15 protein-coding genes and 1 riboswitch are annotated in these 15617 nt (G+C 70.3%); of the genes, 10 read left to right on the top strand and 5 right to left on the bottom strand.

The window, feature by feature from the left end:
* Positions 1-62 precede the first annotated feature (62 nt).
* On the top strand, positions 63-1253 hold the full coding sequence (locus B3I25_RS01660) for an NAD(P)/FAD-dependent oxidoreductase (protein ID WP_286737613.1): 1191 nt from the start codon (positions 63-65) through the stop codon (positions 1251-1253).
* A 52-nt stretch (positions 1254-1305) separates the two neighbouring features.
* Positions 1306-1545 (top strand): VOC family protein, encoded by a 240-nt coding sequence (locus tag B3I25_RS01655; protein WP_064845656.1) that lies wholly within the window; start codon positions 1306-1308, stop codon positions 1543-1545.
* Positions 1546-1781: 236 nt separating this feature from the next.
* Here the strand turns inward: B3I25_RS01655 and B3I25_RS01650 are convergent, their stop codons facing one another.
* The 4 genes from B3I25_RS01650 to B3I25_RS01635 form a co-directional block, all read right to left on the bottom strand.
* Positions 1782-2972, bottom strand: a complete 1191-nt coding sequence (locus B3I25_RS01650; RefSeq protein WP_206399658.1) for a cystathionine gamma-synthase — start codon at positions 2970-2972, stop codon at positions 1782-1784.
* Positions 2973-3003: 31 nt separating this feature from the next.
* Entirely contained in the window at positions 3004-4311 is a 1308-nt protein-coding gene (locus B3I25_RS01645) for an aminotransferase class I/II-fold pyridoxal phosphate-dependent enzyme (RefSeq protein ID WP_193519948.1), read from the bottom strand.
* 74 nt (positions 4312-4385) lie between these two features.
* Positions 4386-6875 (bottom strand): 5-methyltetrahydropteroyltriglutamate--homocysteine S-methyltransferase, encoded by a 2490-nt coding sequence (gene metE / locus B3I25_RS01640; RefSeq protein WP_286737612.1) that lies wholly within the window; start codon positions 6873-6875, stop codon positions 4386-4388.
* Positions 6876-7072: 197 nt separating this feature from the next.
* A complete protein-coding gene (locus B3I25_RS01635; RefSeq protein WP_239321620.1) occupies positions 7073-8026 on the bottom strand; it encodes a methylenetetrahydrofolate reductase in 954 nt (317 codons plus the stop codon).
* Positions 8027-8106: 80 nt separating this feature from the next.
* Positions 8107-8223: riboswitch (SAM riboswitch) on the bottom strand.
* A gap of 49 nt (positions 8224-8272) precedes the next feature.
* Between B3I25_RS01635 and B3I25_RS01630 the strand changes: the two genes are divergently transcribed.
* The gene (locus tag B3I25_RS01630) at positions 8273-8581 is read left to right on the top strand and encodes a hypothetical protein (RefSeq protein ID WP_286737611.1); all 309 of its coding nucleotides are present in this window, start codon (positions 8273-8275) and stop codon (positions 8579-8581) included.
* 123 nt (positions 8582-8704) lie between these two features.
* On the opposite strand, the gene B3I25_RS01625 is transcribed toward B3I25_RS01630, so the two are convergent.
* Entirely contained in the window at positions 8705-9493 is a 789-nt protein-coding gene (locus B3I25_RS01625) for a thermonuclease family protein (RefSeq protein WP_286737610.1), read from the bottom strand.
* 48 nt (positions 9494-9541) lie between these two features.
* Between B3I25_RS01625 and B3I25_RS01620 the strand changes: the two genes are divergently transcribed.
* The 7 genes from B3I25_RS01620 to B3I25_RS01590 all read left to right on the top strand — a co-directional run.
* Positions 9542-10411, top strand: coding sequence for a fructosamine kinase family protein (locus B3I25_RS01620; protein WP_064845649.1), 870 nt, complete (start codon positions 9542-9544; stop codon positions 10409-10411).
* 172 nt (positions 10412-10583) lie between these two features.
* Positions 10584-11090, top strand: a complete 507-nt coding sequence (locus tag B3I25_RS01615) for a MarR family winged helix-turn-helix transcriptional regulator (protein ID WP_085106588.1) — start codon at positions 10584-10586, stop codon at positions 11088-11090.
* Entirely contained in the window at positions 11087-12373 is a 1287-nt protein-coding gene (locus tag B3I25_RS01610; protein ID WP_286737609.1) for a polyprenyl synthetase family protein, read from the top strand. The genes B3I25_RS01615 and B3I25_RS01610 overlap by 4 nt, the downstream gene beginning before the upstream one ends.
* A gap of 11 nt (positions 12374-12384) precedes the next feature.
* Positions 12385-13284 carry a phytoene/squalene synthase family protein gene (locus B3I25_RS01605; RefSeq protein ID WP_098053666.1) on the top strand — a complete coding sequence of 300 codons (900 nt, stop codon included), beginning with the start codon at positions 12385-12387 and terminating at the stop codon, positions 13282-13284.
* Positions 13281-14909, top strand: coding sequence for a phytoene desaturase family protein (gene crtI / locus B3I25_RS01600; RefSeq protein ID WP_035964988.1), 1629 nt, complete (start codon positions 13281-13283; stop codon positions 14907-14909). The genes B3I25_RS01605 and crtI overlap by 4 nt, the downstream gene beginning before the upstream one ends.
* On the top strand, positions 14909-15274 hold the full coding sequence (locus B3I25_RS01595; RefSeq protein ID WP_286737607.1) for a lycopene cyclase domain-containing protein: 366 nt from the start codon (positions 14909-14911) through the stop codon (positions 15272-15274). Before crtI ends, B3I25_RS01595 begins: the two co-directional genes overlap by 1 nt.
* Positions 15271-15617, top strand: a 347-nt coding sequence (locus tag B3I25_RS01590; RefSeq protein WP_286737606.1) for a lycopene cyclase domain-containing protein, incomplete at its 3' end; no start/stop codon positions are given. The genes B3I25_RS01595 and B3I25_RS01590, both read left to right, overlap by 4 nt.

The raw sequence follows: 15617 nt of genomic DNA, 5'->3' as shown, positions 1-15617 counted from the left end.
CCTCCCACCATTTAACACGCCGGAACGCTGTAGTGTCTGGGGCTATGGTCGTTGAAGCAGCTGTGAAGCCTCCGAACCGAGCGCGCGTCGTCGTGGTGGGCGGTGGCAATGGCGGGATCGCCCTGGCCTCGCGCCTGAATCGCAAGGGCGAGAGCGACGTCGTGATCGTTGAGCCCCGCTCGGAGCATTTCTACCGCCCGCTCTTGTCCTACGTGGGAGCCGGCCTGGCGACCCTGGGCGATGCACGGCGGGAGCAAAGCAAAGTCATGCCGGAGGGATCCACCTGGGTGCGCGACGTCGTGACACGGGTCCATCCCGAACTCTCCACGGTGACCCTGGGCAGCGGCGCGACGATCGGCTACGACCAGCTCGTGCTCGCCGCCGGCTCGCGTCCCGACTGGGACTTCATCCCGGGATCGGCTGAGGCCGTCCTGTCCGAGAACGCGTCCACTAACTATCTGTTCGATCTCGCCCCGAAGACGTGGCGACTCGTGGACGGCGCCACCTCGGGGACCGCTGTGTTCACGATGCCCGACACCACGTGCCCGTGTGCGGGGGCCGCCCAGAAGATTCTCTACATGGCGTGCGATCTGTGGCGCAGCCGCGGTTTCCTGGACGACATGCGGGTGGTCCTCACCGTCCCGGAAGACACGATCTTCGGCGTCCCCGTCGTGGACGATGAACTACAACGGGCGGTCGACGATTACGGGATCGAGCTACGCACGCGTACCCGTGTCCGGTCGGTGGACTCGGGGACGACCGCGATCACGATCGAATCCGACGGTGCCACGGAGGAGATCTCGTACGACTTCCTGCACCTCACGCCACCGCACATCGCCCCGGACTGGGTGGTGGACTGCGGCCTCTCCGCCGAGGGAGCGCGCGGGTTCGTGGACGTGGATCCCGGGACGCTGCGTCATCGCCAGTACGAGAACGTCTGGGCACTCGGGGACATCGCGGCCACCCCGGGCTCCAGTTCCGGTGGTGCGCTGCGGAAGCAGACACCGGTCGTCGCGCAGAACATCCTGTCCGCGCTGCGCGGGCAGCCCGCCACTGCCCGGTACTCCGGGTACACCGTGAGTCCGTTCACCGTCTCCCGCCGCACGCTGGTGCTGGCGGAGTTCACCGCGGACGGCACCCCCAAGCCCAGCAGCAAGGTGTTCGACCCGCGGAAGGAACGCAGGTCCACGTTCCTCTTCGACCGCTGGGGCCTTCCTTGGATCTACTGGCACCGCATCCTGCGGGGTAAGTGACGCTTCGCGCTCCCCCGCCCAGAGCGACACCGCACCGATCACCGATCCCGAGGTGGGATCCCATGCAGAAAAGATCATCCCGCACGTGTGGTGCCAGGGCACCGCGGAGGAAGCAGTCGCGTTCTACCGGAACGCCCTGCCGGACTGCATGCTCGCCGGTTCGTCCCGGTATCCGTCGGAGGGGGTGCCCGATTTCCAGCAGACGTTCGCCGGCGAACTGCTCACCGCGGATCTGCGGATCGGGGACTACCACGTGGTCCTCATCAACGCGGGTAACGCATGCTGGAGATGAAAAAGCTGAGTATCGTGGGGCTGCGCGGGGACTGACTCCGAGGATCCCGCGCGTCTGCCTCTGGGGCGGCCCGCGCAGGTCGTTTCGGTCAGTTGCACCGGGCAGGTGGCCGACGGCTGCATTCTCGGGGGCCACCTGCCCGGGCCAAGATCGACGGGCACCTGTCCCGGGCCAAGATCGACGGGCACCTGTCCCGGGTCCGGGTCGACGCGTCCCTCTTCCGGGTCAGGACCGGTTCACCTGGCTGCGCCGAGCGCCCGGTCCAGGTCCGCCAGGTGATCCTCGATGTCCTCGATCCCCACGGACAGGCGCACCAGATCCTCGGGAACCTCGTACGGGGTGCCCACCCGGGAACCGTGGGTCATGCTGTGGGGCACGCACGTGAGGGACTCTACACCCCCCAGGCTCACCGAGAGGTTGTAGAGCTCGGTTTCGCGCACGAACGCGTGAGCCGCCTCGATGCCCCCGGCGGGCCGGAACGAGATGATGCCGCCGAATCCGCCGGTGAGGGTTTGTGCAGCCAGCTCGTGCTGCGGGTGTTCCTCGAGACCGGGGTAGTTGACCTCCAGGACGTCGGAGCGTGAGCGCAGGAAGCGGGCCACCTCCAGCGCATTCGAGCAGTGCCGTTCCATGCGCAGCGGGAGGGTCTTCAACCCCCGGGCCGCGAGGAACGAGTCGAACGGGCCGGCCACCGCGCCCCCGGCGAACTGCTGGAACCCGATGAGCTCGGACAACGGCTGACCCCGCCACTCGGTGTCACCCACGACCACGGCACCGCCGAGCACGTCCGAGTGCCCGCCGATGTACTTGGTCGTGGAATGCACGACCACGTGGGCGCCAAGCACGAGCGGGTTCTGCAGGGCGGGGGACGCGAAGGTGTTGTCCACGACGAGGAGGGCGTCGGCGTCGTCGGCCACCTGCGCCCACGCGGCGATGTCCGCGACGCGCAACAACGGGTTGGACGGCGTCTCGAGCCACAGGACCTTGGTGCGTCCGGGGAGGACGGTCTCCGCGGCGTCGGACGCGGAGGCGGACGGCACGAAGCCGTGCTCGATACCCCACTTGGACAGCACCTGGTCCACGAGGCGGAACGTGCCGCCGTAGACGTCCGAGGCGAGCACGATGTGATCCCCCGGGGCAAGGACCGCGCGCAACAAGGCGTCCTCCGCGGCCATGCCGGAGGCGAACGCGAAGGCCCGGGTGCCCTGCTCGAGGGAGGCGAGCTGTTCCTCGAAACCGTTGCGTGTGGGATTGGAACCGCGGCTGTATTCGTGGCCCCCGGTGCGGAACTGGTTCACGCCGTCCTGGACGAACGTGGAGGTCTGGTAAATGGGCGGGACCACGGCGCCGGTGGTCGGGTCGGGCTGTTGGCCGTCGTGGATGGCGCGCGTGGCGAGTCCGGGCAGGCGGGTGTCGGTGCGGATCATGGGGTGGTCTCCTTCGGGGGGTGCGGGCAGCTCAGTGGGCCGCGGTGGTCGACGCCGAGCGGGGCTGCGGTGCGTGCGCCGGGGCGATGACCGACAGGGCTTGGAAGAGATCGGCCGTGAGATCGGCTTCGTCCTCGAGCCCCACGCTCACGCGCAGGGTCCGCTCGGTGATCCCGCTCGCGCGGAACTGCTCGGGCGTGAGGCGGCAGTGGGTCATGCTCGCGGGGTGCGCCACGAGGGTACGGACGTCACCGATGTTGGCCGCGAGTTTGATCAGACGCAGCGAGTTCACGGCATGCTCGACCTGTTCCGGGGTTCCCTTGAGGTCGATCGAGAACACGCCGCCCACCCCGCGGTAGCCTCCGGTCTCCCGCAGCTGTTGCTGTCGCGGATCCCCGAAGCGGGGGTGGTGGACACGCTCCACCGCGGGATGCTCGGCCAGGGTGAGGGCGAGTCGCTCCGCCGTGGCGGACTGGCGTTCCACGCGCACACCCAGGGTCGTGATGCCCTGCAGGATCTCGTGGGCCGTGGTCGCGCCCATGCACGGGCCCAGGTCGTTGAGGTACTTGCACCGGGCCACACCCAGCAGCGCTCGCCGGGCACCGAAGACCTCCACGGGGGAACGGTCCCCCCAGCGGTGGTGCTTGCGGGTCAACCACGGCCACCGTTCGGGGTCCTCGGTGGGGTCGAAGGACCCGGTGTCCACGAGCACACCGCCCAGGGGCCCGCCGTGTCCCGAGAGGTACTTGGTGGCCGAGTGCACCACGAGGTCCGCACCGTGGCGCCCGGGAGTGTAGAGGTGCGGCGTGGCCACGGTGTTGTCCACGATCACGACCACACCGTTGCGGTGCGCGATCTCCGCGATCGCCTCGAGTTCGGGCAGTTCCGTGAGCGGATTGGCCACGGATTCGAGGAAGAACACGCGCGTGCCGGGGCGCAGGGCATCCTCCCACTGCTGCGGTTCGCGGGGATCCGCGAACGTGACCTCCAGGCCCGTGTCCGCGAGGGTGTCCGTAAGCAGGTCCACCGTCCCGCCGTAGATCCGCGAGGAGACGACGACGTGCGCGTCCTTCGCGGGCCCGGTCAGCGTGAGCAAAGCGAGGCTCACCGCGGCTTGTCCCGAGGACGTCGCGACCGCGCATTCCCCTCCCTCCAGCCGCGCGACCTCGGCCTCGAGCGCCGCGACGTTCGGATTACCCGTGCGGGCGTACGTGAAACCGCTCGCGCGCTGGGCGAAGACCTCACGGGCGTCGGCCAGGGTCTCGAACGCGTACGCGGCACTGTGGTGGATGGGCCGGACGATGGGTGTGCCCAGCGGTGCGGGGGTGGCTGCGGTCATGGTCTTCTTCCTTCCTCGGTGCACCCGGTGGCCGCGCGGCGGCGGCCACCGGGCGGACCTTCCCTACGGGTGAATCAGCGCTGCGCCGGAGTATCCGCGGCAGGGGTCGACGACGCGGCGACAGTGACGCTCCCGGACACGGTCGTCGCGTCGTTCGGGTCCACGTTCGCCGGTGCACCTGCGGGCGCGCCGGCCGTCCGAGCGGCGTCGTCGGCGGAGAGTTCCGCGCGCACGGTGACCGTCGCGGCGACCAGCCGGTCCAGTGCGGCCTCGGTCTCGGGCCAGCCGCGGGTCTTCAACCCGCAGTCGGGGTTAACCCACACGCGCTCGGCGCCGATCTCGTGCGCCGCGTGGCGGATGCGCCCCGCGAGCTCCTCGAACGTGGGGACCCGGGGCGAGTGGATGTCCCACACGCCGGGACCCACGTCCCGAGGGAAGTCGGATGCCGCGAGCCCGGTCACGATGCCCGAACCGGAGCGGGACGCCTCGAGCGTGGTGACGTCCGCGTCCAGGGCGTCGATCGCGTCCAGGACGGTCTCGAACTCCGAATAGCACAGGTGGGTGTGGATCTGGGTGTCCGTGGCCGCCCCGCCCGTGGCCAGGCGGAACGCCCCCACGGACCACTCGAGGTACGCCGGGCGCTCGGCCGCCCGCAGCGGCAGCAGCTCGCGCAGCGCGGGCTCGTCCACCTGGATCACGGGCGTTCCCGCGCGCTCGAGATCCGCGATCTCGTCCCGCAGGGCGAGTGCGATCTGGTCGGCGACCTCGGCGGCCGGAGCGTCGTCGCGCACGAAGGACCACGCGAGGATCGTGACCGGCCCGGTCAACATGCCCTTGACGGGGCGCTCGGTCAGGGACGCCGCGTACGAGGTCCAGTCCACCGTGATCGGCGCGGGGCGCGAGACGTCCCCGAACAGGATCGACGGGCGCGTGCAGCGCGATCCATAGGACTGCACCCAGCCGTGCTGCGTGGTCACGAAACCGTCCAGGCCCTCCGCGAAGTACTGCACCATGTCGTTGCGCTCGGGTTCGCCGTGCACCAGGACGTCGAGCCCCAGTTCCTCCTGGACGCGCACCGTGTGGGCGATCTCCGCGCGGATCGCGTCCGTGTACTCGGCCTCCGTGATCCGCCCCGCGCGGTGGTCCGCCCGGGTCTTGCGGATCTGCGGCGTCTGCGGGAAGGATCCGATGGTCGTGGTGGGCAGCACGGGCAAGCGCAGACGTTCGCGCTGGGCAGCGCGGCGCTGTTCGGCGTCCGCGCGCTGGCGGTCCGCGTCCTGCACCGCGGCGGTGCGCTCGCGGATCTCGGCCTTGTGAGTTGCCGGGTGCTCGGCGCGGGCCGCGCGGATCGTGGCGTCCTCGTCCAGGGTGTCCCGGATGGCATCCCAGCCGTGCTCGACGCCGCGCGCGAGCCCGACCACCTCGGTCACCTTCTGGTCAGCGAACGCGACCCAGCTGGTGACGTCCGGATCCAGCGCGGTCTCGCGGGCGACGTCGTGCGGGACGTGCAGCAGCGGCGTCGCGGTGCCCACGGCCACCGGCCCGCGGGCCGCGGCGCGCAGCCGGTCCAGGGTCTCGACGGCGCGCGCGAGGTCGGTGCGCCACACGGTGCGTCCGCCCACGACGCCGCCCACGACGGGGCGTTCGCCCCATGCCTCGAGTGCCTCCTTGCCGGGGACGTCCCCGCGGTCGAGGTCGATGGCCAGGGCGTCGACGTTCGTGTGGGCCAGGGCGAGCTGGGCGTCCTCGCCGGCATCGCCGTAGCCCACGGTCACGAGGATCGCGGGGCGCTGTTGCTCGTTCGAGAGTTGGGTGTAGGCGCTCTCGAGGGCGGCCACGAGTTCGGTGCGTTCCACGCTCCACCCGTCCGCGGCGAGGGCCGGCTCGTCGAGTTGCACCCATTCGACGCCGGCCTCGGCCAGGGCTTGCAGGATCGCGGCGTATTCGGCCACGACGTCGTCGAGGCGCTGCAGAGGGTGACTCGCGACGGCATCGGTGGTCTCGGGGCGTGAGAGCAAGAGCAGGCTCACGGGACCCACGAGGACCGGGCGGGTGGTGATCCCGGTGGTCCCGAGGGTGGTCCGGTAGCGGGACACGAGGCTCTCGGGGTTCGCACGCAACGAGGTGTCCGGGCCGATCTCGGGTACGTAGTAGTGGTAGTTGGTGTCGAACCACTTGGTCATCTCGAGCGGCTCCAACCGATCGGTGCCGCGGGACAACGCCGTGATCAGCTCGATCCCGCGGGGCGTGTCCGGGGCGGCGGGCTCGTAGCCGTCCGCGATGAACCGCGCGGGAACCGCGCCCAGCGCCAGGGACGTGTCCAGGACGTGGTCCACCGCGAACCCCTCGGACGGCACAGCGTGATCCGCGGTGAGGCCGAGTTCGGACAATCGCGTGGCGGTGCGCTCACGCAACCGGGCGAGGGTGTCCAGCACGGTGGTGGCGGGGTGCTGTTGCGGGTCCTTCCAATAGGACTCGAGTGCGCGCTTGAGCTCGCGGTCGGGGCCGATGCGGGGGTAGCCCAGGATCGTGGCGGCGGGGAACGGGACGGGCTGGGTGCTCATGGGAACTCCTCGGAGCTGGTGTGGGGTATGGCGGTTAGGGGGTGTGATGAGCCGCGGCAACGGGTGTGCTCCGGCGCGGCGGGGTAAGGGGAACGTCAGCGTGGGTGGTGCCGCTACGAACGATTTTCGGCCTGCCCGGATGTGGCGGTCGAAGCCAACACGATCGGTTCACGGGTCGGTCGGGGCTGGTGCGGCGGTCAGGCCGCGGGGCTGCGGCCTCGGTATTCGCGTGCGGCATCCCGGACCCGCAGGTGCTCCAGGATGGTCAGCGCCGCCTCGGGGCGGTTGAACGTGTACAGGTGGAAACCGGCGCAGCCCAGATCCATGAGGTCGTCGATCAGGGACAGGGTGGCCGCGACCCCTCGGTGGCGCAGTTCCTCAGGAGTGTCGGCGCGCAGGAACCGGGTGAGGCGTTCCGGGACCCGGACCCCGGTGATCTCGGTCATGCGCTGCAACCGTTGCGGGTTGCTCAGCGGCATGAGCCCGGCGACCACGGGGATGTGGATGCCCTCCGAGCGCGCGCGTTCCAGGAACGTGGCGTAGTCCTCGGGTTCGTAGAGCACCTGCGTGATCGCGTAGTCCGCACCGGCCTCCTGCTTGTCCCACAGGGACGCGAGATCCGCCTCGAAGTCGCGGCCACGCGCGGGGGACGGGTAGCACGCCACCGACACGGACAGCGGTCGCTGACCCGGGCGGAACCCGGTGCCGAAGCGACGTCGTTCGACGTCCCGGATCAGCTCCACCAGTTGGGAGGCCCGGCCCAGGCCACCCGCGGGGGTCCGCCATTCCCCGGTACCCAGGGGCGGGTCGCCGCGCAGCGCGAGGAGGTCGCGAACGCCGTCGTCCAGCAACTGGTCCACGGCGCGCTCGAGACCCGCGCGGTCCGTGCCACCGCACGTGAAGTGCGCCATGACCGGGGTCTTGGTCGTGCGGCGCAGGTGGCGCAGCGCCTCGCGGGAGACGCCGTGATGGCCGGCGTGACCGTGGGTGACGGAGAAGAAATCCGGCCCGGCCTGGGCCATGGCGTCGATGTTGCGCCACACAGTGTCCGGGTCCGCGGTGGGCCGCGGCGGGAACACTTCGAACGAGACGAGCGTGGAGCGGCGCGGGCGCCGGACCAGCCAGGACGTCCCCGTGGGCGGGCCAGTCACGGGCGCGGGTTCTGACGCTGCGAGGGGTGCGGGCATATAAAAAATCCTCCGGCCTTAGGACGCCGGAGGACGAGCTCCGAGCGCCGTACTTGCCGACCACGCGGTTGCGCGGCGGCCGGATCCTCATCTGGGGCACCCCACTACAGCTGGAGGGTTGCCGCCCGGCTAGCCAGAGCTTCGCACCGGGACTCATGATCCTTTGTTACGAGTAAGCGTAGCACAGCCCCGTGACGAGGCCCACGAACGATGACGGAACCGCCGGCCTCCCGCCGCGCTCGTCTTCCCAAGCGGGCGGAATGGACCGCACGGGGGCACCTGGGCCCTGCCGTGGTCATCCTGCCCCACGACGTGCAGGACATGAAGATGCCCGAGTTGGGACCCGAGAACTGGGTCTCGCGCTCGATAGCCGCGGCGCCGGCCGCGGGCGGGTCCGCGTCCTCGCAGGCACCCGCTCCGACGACGACGCCGTCCCCCTTGCGCAGCGCGACCGCCAACCCCGGTCGTCACGAACCCTGGGACCTGCCGGGAGCGACGTCGTCCACGCAGGAACCCTGAGTTCGGGCCGCCGTGCATCCGGCGGCTCGCCGGTGCACCCGCGTGACGAAAGCGCGGCGAAAAGCAGGGACGCCCACCCGGTCAACCGACCGGTTGAGCGCGCCTTGGCGTGTCATCAGCGACTCAGCACGGGTGCCAGACCTTGCCTCCCGGTTCGTAGCACCGGGGGCCGGTGTAACCGGGATAGCCGCCATCACTCTCGGGAGCCGGGGGCACGTGGGGTGCCGCCGGCAGCTGCGGGGCAGCAGGTACCCGGGGCGCGGCCGGTAGCTGAGGTGCCGCGGGCTGCGCGGGGGCGGGGTCGTAGTTGTAGCTTGGTTGCGGAGCGGGATTGGGCTGGGGTGCCGGATCGCCCACGGCGACCTCGTCCTCCACGACCGCGGGAGGCGCCTCGAGCGTCGGCGTGGGAGTGGGTGTGGAGGACGGGGTGGGACTCGGCGTCGCGCTCGGGCTCGCGGTGCTCGAAGTTGTGGTGCCGGGGGATGCGGATTCCCCCGGCGGCGCGCAGTCCTGCTTCGGGTCGAAGAAACCGACCTGCATGGCCTGGGCCACGTTGTACGCGCTGTCCATCTCTCGCCGGTACGTGCTGTTGGCGCCCACGGTCATGGGCGTTGCCAGGCCCGCCTTGACGAGTGCCTGGTTGGCGTTCAACCCGTCGTCGTCGCGGGTCACTCGTGCGAGGGTGCGGCCGTAGCGGTCCGTGCGTTCCACGTCGTAGTCCAGGTGGATCGTGGTTCCCTTGGGCAGGAGGTCCTCAAGCTTGGCCGTGGCCTCGTCCGCGAGGCACTCGCCGGGCTGACCGTCCCGCGCGACCTCCGGGGTATTGATGTTCAGCAGCCGCACCCGCGTGGACTTCCCCGCGATCGTGGCGTCCAGGGTGTCCCCGTCCACCACGCGTTCCACTGTGGCCACTGAGTCGTCCGGGGTGGTGCGCAGTGCGGCATGGTGTAGACAAGACGCATGGCCACCATCGATGAGCTTCCCGGTGAGATCGTCGCGGACCTGCGTGTGAGCGATGCCCGTCCCCTGAGCGGCGGGGACACCGCCCACGCCTACTGGCTCGAGACCCCGGACGGGCCCCTGTTCGCCAAGACCATGCCGGGTGCCCCGGCGGGCGTGTTGGCGTTGGAGGCGGCGGGACTCGAGGCGCTGCGCGCCGTCGCCCCCGCCGAGGTGCGGGTGCCCAGGGTGCATCACGTGGGCGATGAGGCCCTGGTGCTTGAGTGGATCGACGAGGGTCCCGGACGGCAGGACCGTGCCACGGAACGCAGCATGGGGGCCGGTCTCGCGGCCATCCACCGCGCGCGAGCCCCGCACGTCGGGTGGCTCTCGGCGGAGCTGCCGGAACGCATCGGCTCGTTCCCGGTGGATCTCACGCCCACGGACGACTGGGCCGACTTCCTGTTGCACCGCCGCATCGAGCCGTTACTGCGCGCGGCGATCGACGCGGGACACCTGGACCCCGCGGCGTCGGACCTGCTGGCGCGCGTGGCGCCGCGAGCGGACGAACTCGCGGGCCCTCCCGAGCCCCCGAGCCTGCTGCACGGTGACCTGTGGGCAGGCAACCGCGTGGTCGATCGCAACGGGACGAACTGGCTCATCGATCCGTCCTCGTTCTACGGACACCGCGAGTACGACCTGGCCATGATGCAGCTCTTCGGCGGTTTTGGGCGGGAATGCTTCGCGGCGTACGACGACGTCTACCCCCTCGCGGACGGCTGGCACGACCGGGTGCCGTGGTACCAGTTGCCGCCGCTGCTGGTGCATGCGATCAGGTTCGACGGTGGTTACGGCGGGGCGGTCCTGCGGGCCCTGCGCAGTCTGATGTGACACTACGGGGCGCGTCCATCACCCGCTGAGGACAGGGCGTTCTCGGCCGATGACCGCGACAAGGCAGGTGCGGACAACGTTTTCCACCCGCGTGACATGGGTGGACACGTCCCCCGCACGTGCAGCATGATGTTTACTAGATTGTCTAGTTACCCACAACGCGAGGAACGCGATGGAGAGCAGTGCAACGTGGTACGGGCCGGTGAGCCCGCAGTCGCGTGCGCTGCGCCGGGTGGTCGTGCTCAACGCGGAGATCGCGTACGAGATCCGCCGCATCTTGGGGCTCAAGGGAACCGATTACGCGGCCATGGCCATGCTCATAGTCCATTCCATGGGGCCCACGGAACTGGCTCACGCGCTGCACATCACGACGGCCTCCGCGACCGCGGTGGTGGACCGACTGGTGCGCGCGGGTCACGTGGTCCGGGAGCCCGTGGAGGGGGATCGACGCCGGATGACTGTGCGCGCGGTGACCTCGTCCAGGGAGCGGACCCGGGAGCACGTCGTGCCGGTAATCGGGATGGTCGAGGACGAGCTCGACGCCCTGGACGAGCCCGGGCGTGAGGCCGTCCTCCGGTTCCTGAGAGGTACCGAGTCCCGTCTGGAGGAGTACTTGGAAGACTTGCGCGGGCGCGCGGACCAGGCGTCCCAGGACGATCCCGGGGCGGGTGGGTCATGACCGAACGCGTACGCACCGCCCGGTCCCGTGAATCCCACCGAGCGGCTCCCGGGATCCCGTCCGTTACCGATCCTGGGGCCTCCCCGAGTGTCGCCCCCGCTGACGACGCCGCCTGGCGCCGTTTCCGCACCGCCGTGGGGGAAGAGCTGGACGCGTTCTTCGCGGCCCCCGCGAATCGAGTTCCCACCAGCCCGGGTTTCGGGGTGCTGTGGGAGCGGGTGCGCGAGCACATGGTGGGCGGCAAGCTCATCCGGCCGCGACTGACGTGGATCGCGTGGTCCTCCTTCGCCGGGGGCGCGGGGGATGAATCGAGCGCGCCTGACCCGCTCGTCGCGCCGGACGCCGGGGATGCCGCGGAGACGCCGGGTGTGCGCGACGCGGCCGGAGACGGGAACCACACGGCGGGCGACCGAAAGACAGAGGCGCCGGACCCCGAGTGCGTGCGCCTGGCGGCGTCGTTCGAGATGCTGCACGCGGCCCTACTGGTCCACGACGACGTGGTGGACCGCGACTGGCTGCGCCGGGGCATGCCCACGGTGGGAGAGCTGTTCCGCCGTGACGCGGCCCGCGCCGGCGCACCCGAGCACGAAGCGGAACACGCGGGGGCCTCGGCGGCGATCCTCGCGGGGGACCTGTTGTTGGCGGGGGCACTGCGGCTCGCGACCACGTGCGCATCGGACCTCGCGCGGTGTCGCGCCGTGGCGGACGTGGTGTTCGACGCCGTGACCGCCTCCGCGGCCGGGGAGCTGGATGACGTGCTGTTGTCCCTGCATCGCTTCGGCGCCGAGCACCCCGGGGTGCAGGACATCCTGGACATGGAGCGGCTCAAGACCGCCACGTATTCGTTCGAGGCCCCGCTGCGGGCCGGCGCACTGCTCGCGGGTGCTCCCGCGGACGTCGCGGAGCGGCTGGCCCAGGCCGGCGCCATGCTGGGCGTGGGGTACCAGGTGGTGGACGACGTCCTGGGGACGTTCGGTGACCCGGGACTGACCGGCAAATCGGTGGACGCGGATCTACGTTCGGGCAAGGCCACCGTGCTCACCGCCCACGGGATGGGGGTACCCACGGTCCGCCGGGTCCTCAGGGACCTCGCGGCGGAACGCACCACGGTGCATCACGCGCGGGAAGCGCTCACGGCCTCCGGCGCCAAGGACGTGGCCGTGGAACTGGCCACGGATCTCGTGGACCGCGCCCGGACCACCCTGGACGAACTGCCCCTGCCCGCGGCGCAGCGCGATCAGCTCGTCGCGCTGTGCCACCACGTCCTGAACAGACACTCGTAGTGAGGACCCCCATGCCGGATTCGGACGCGCCGCCCCTCTCGTCGCTTCGCCTGTATACCGCCACGGCCCTCGCGGCCTCCGGGTCGGTCATCGGCCGGTACTCCACATCCTTCTCGCTGGCGTGCCGCACTCTGCCGCCCGCCGTGCGCCGGGACATTGCGGGGATCTACGCGCTTGTACGCGTCGCGGATGAGGTCGTGGACGGCACCGCGGGCGCCGCGGGCCTCGAAGCCGCCCGCGTGCGCACCGCCCTGGACGGGTACGAAGCGGCTGTGAACTCGGCCCTGGCCACGGGATTCGCCACGGACCTGGTGATCCACGGCTTCGCGGACGTCGCCCGCCGTCACGGTTTCGGGCGGGAGCTGACCGAACCGTTCTTCGCGTCCATGCGCGCCGACCTGGACGTGGCCGAGCACGACGGCGCGTCGCTCGAGTCGTACATCTACGGTTCCGCGGAGGTCGTGGGACTCATGTGCCTCGAGGTGTTCATGGACATGCCCGGCACACGGGCGGACACCCCTGAGCAGCGGGACATGCTGCGGGCCACGGCCCGTCGGCTGGGAGCGGCCTTCCAGAAGGTGAATTTCCTGCGTGACCTCGGGGCGGACCACGACCAGCTCGGTCGCACGTATTTCCCGGGCGCGGACCCCGCCCACTTGGACGAGACCCAGAAGGCGCAGCTGCTCGCGGACCTCAATGCGGATCTCGACGCCGCGATGCCCGGGATCCTGGCCCTGGACCGGCGCGCTCGCCGGGCAGTCCTGATTGCGCACGGACTGTTCGCGGAACTGTCCCGGCGGATCGAACGCGTCCCCGCGCGGGAACTGACCAGACAACGCATCAGCGTGCCCACCGCGGTGAAACTGCGGATCGCGGCGCGCTCCCTCTCGGATTCGGTGGTGACACGATGACACGGACGGTGGTGATCGGCGGTGGTTTCGCGGGCCTGGCCACGGCGGGGCTGCTCGCCCAGGACGGGCACCGCGTGACCCTTCTGGAACAACAGGACATCCTGGGTGGGCGCTCCGGGCGGTGGTCCGCGGAGGGCTTCTCGTTCGACACCGGCCCCAGCTGGTACCTCATGCCGGAGGTCATCGACCGGTGGTTCCGGCTCATGGGCTCCAGCGCCGCAGCAGAACTGGACCTGCGCACCCTGAGCCCGGGCTACCGCACGTTCTTCGAGGAGCACCTGGACGAGCCACCGACGGACGTGGTCAGCGGGCACGCGGAGGAACTGTTCGAGCAACTGGACCCGGGATCCTCCCGTGCGCTGCGCATGTACCTGGACTCCGGCGCGGAAGTCTACGAGCTCGCCAAGAAGTACTTTCTCTACACGGATTTCGCGCACCCCCGTGAGCTCATGACCCCGCAGGTGCTCAAGAACCTCCCGCGGCTCGGCACACTGCTGACCCGGTCCATGAAGGGCTACATCGACCAGCGGTTCACCGATCCGCGGGAACGCCAGATCCTGGGGTACCCCGCGGTGTTCCTGGGCGCCTCGCCCTCGAGTGCTCCGGCCATGTACCACCTCATGAGTCACCTCGATCTCACGGACGGAGTGCAGTACCCCGTGGGTGGGTTCAGCGCGCTCGTGGACGCGATGGCCGAGCTGGTGCGCGCGGCCGGGGTCGAGATCGTGACCGGGGCGACCGTCACGGGGATCGACGTCGAGCGGGCACCGCGCTCCGTGCGTTCCCAGGTGGCTGCCGCCCGTTCACGACGTCGCTCGGCCGGCTCCGTGCGCGGCGTACGTTACCGTGCGACGTCATCGGCCTCGAATGCGCCGCGGACGGCGGCCGACGGTGCGGAGACCACCGTGCCCGCCGATCTCGTGGTGGGTGCCACGGATCTGCACCACATCCAGACCAGGTTGCTGCCCGAGCGGTACCGGGCCCCGGAATCGCGGTGGAAGCGCCGGGACCCGGGGCCGTCCGGGGTGCTCGTGTGCCTGGGCGTGCGGGGGAAATTGCCGCAATTGGCCCACCACAACCTGCTGTTCACGGCGGACTGGGACGACAACTTCGCGCGCATCGGTACCGGGCGGGAGCTCGCGGAGGAGACCTCGATCTACGTGTCCATGACGTCGGCCACGGACCCCGCTACTGCGCCCGAGGGGGACGAGAACCTCTTCATCCTGGTGCCCGCACCGGCCGTCCCCGAGTGGGGTCGCGGCGGGATCAGCACGCCGGAACGCCACGAACCGGGTTCGGAACAGGTCGAGCGGGTCGCGGACGCGGCCGTGGCGCAACTGGCCCGCTGGGCGAAGATCCCGGATCTCGAGTCCCGGGTCGTGGTGCGGCGCACGTACGGGCCGGGGGACTTCGTCGCCCAGTTCAACGCGTGGCGCGGTTCCCTCCTGGGCCCCGGTCACACGCTCGGCCAGTCCGCGATGCTGCGCCCCGGCGTGACCGATCCCGGGATTCGGGGCCTGTTCTACGCGGGGTCCTCGGTGCGCCCGGGGATCGGCGTGCCCATGTGCTTGATCTCATCCCAGGTGGTGTGGGACGCCATCCGCGAGGACAGCGGGGTGTCCTGATGTATTTGCTCATGCTGCTCGTGTTCCTGGGGTGCTACGCGCTGATCGACCGGCGGTGGAACCTCTACTTCTGGTCGGGGTACAAACTGCGGGCGTGGCTCGTGCTCGTCGTGGGGGTCCTGTTCTTCCTCGCGTGGGACGTTGTGGGGATCGTCAACGGGCTGTTCTGGCACGGCGAGAACTCGCTGACCCTGGGGATCTTGGTGGCCCCCGAACTGCCCCTCGAAGAGGTCTTCTTCCTGGCATTCCTGTGCTACCAGACCATGATCTACGTGCTCGGGGCACCCGTGCTGTGGCGGTGGCTGCGGGAGCAACGGGGCACCGCGGCGTCGTCGTCCGAACTGCGAGGAGGTCACGGAGCGTGACGTACTGGAGCGTGAACTTCATCTTCTTGGGCATCTCGGCAGTGGTGCTGCTCGTGGCCGTGCTCGTGCGGCGTCCGCGGGGGCTGTTCTGGGGATCCCTGGTGGCGTCCTTCGTGCTGCTCGGGGTGCTCACCGCGATCTTCGACAACCTCATGATCGCCGCCGGGATCATGACCTACACGGAACACAACATCTCCGGCGTGCAGATCGGACTGGCCCCGCTCGAGGACTTCGCGTACCCGTTCGCGGGGGTGGTCCTGCTGCCGGCGCTGTGGTTGTTGCTCGGTGGTGCCCGCCAAGAACGCGGTGCCCGTGAAGAACGTCGTGCCGGCGACGGACGCGG

The organism is Kocuria sp. UBA1838, assembly GCF_002338785.1.
GTDB classification, from domain to species: Bacteria; Actinomycetota; Actinomycetes; order Actinomycetales; family Micrococcaceae; genus Kocuria; species Kocuria marina.
The sequence above is the reverse complement of the archived record's forward strand: the minus strand, read 5'-3'. Positions and strand labels throughout refer to the sequence as shown.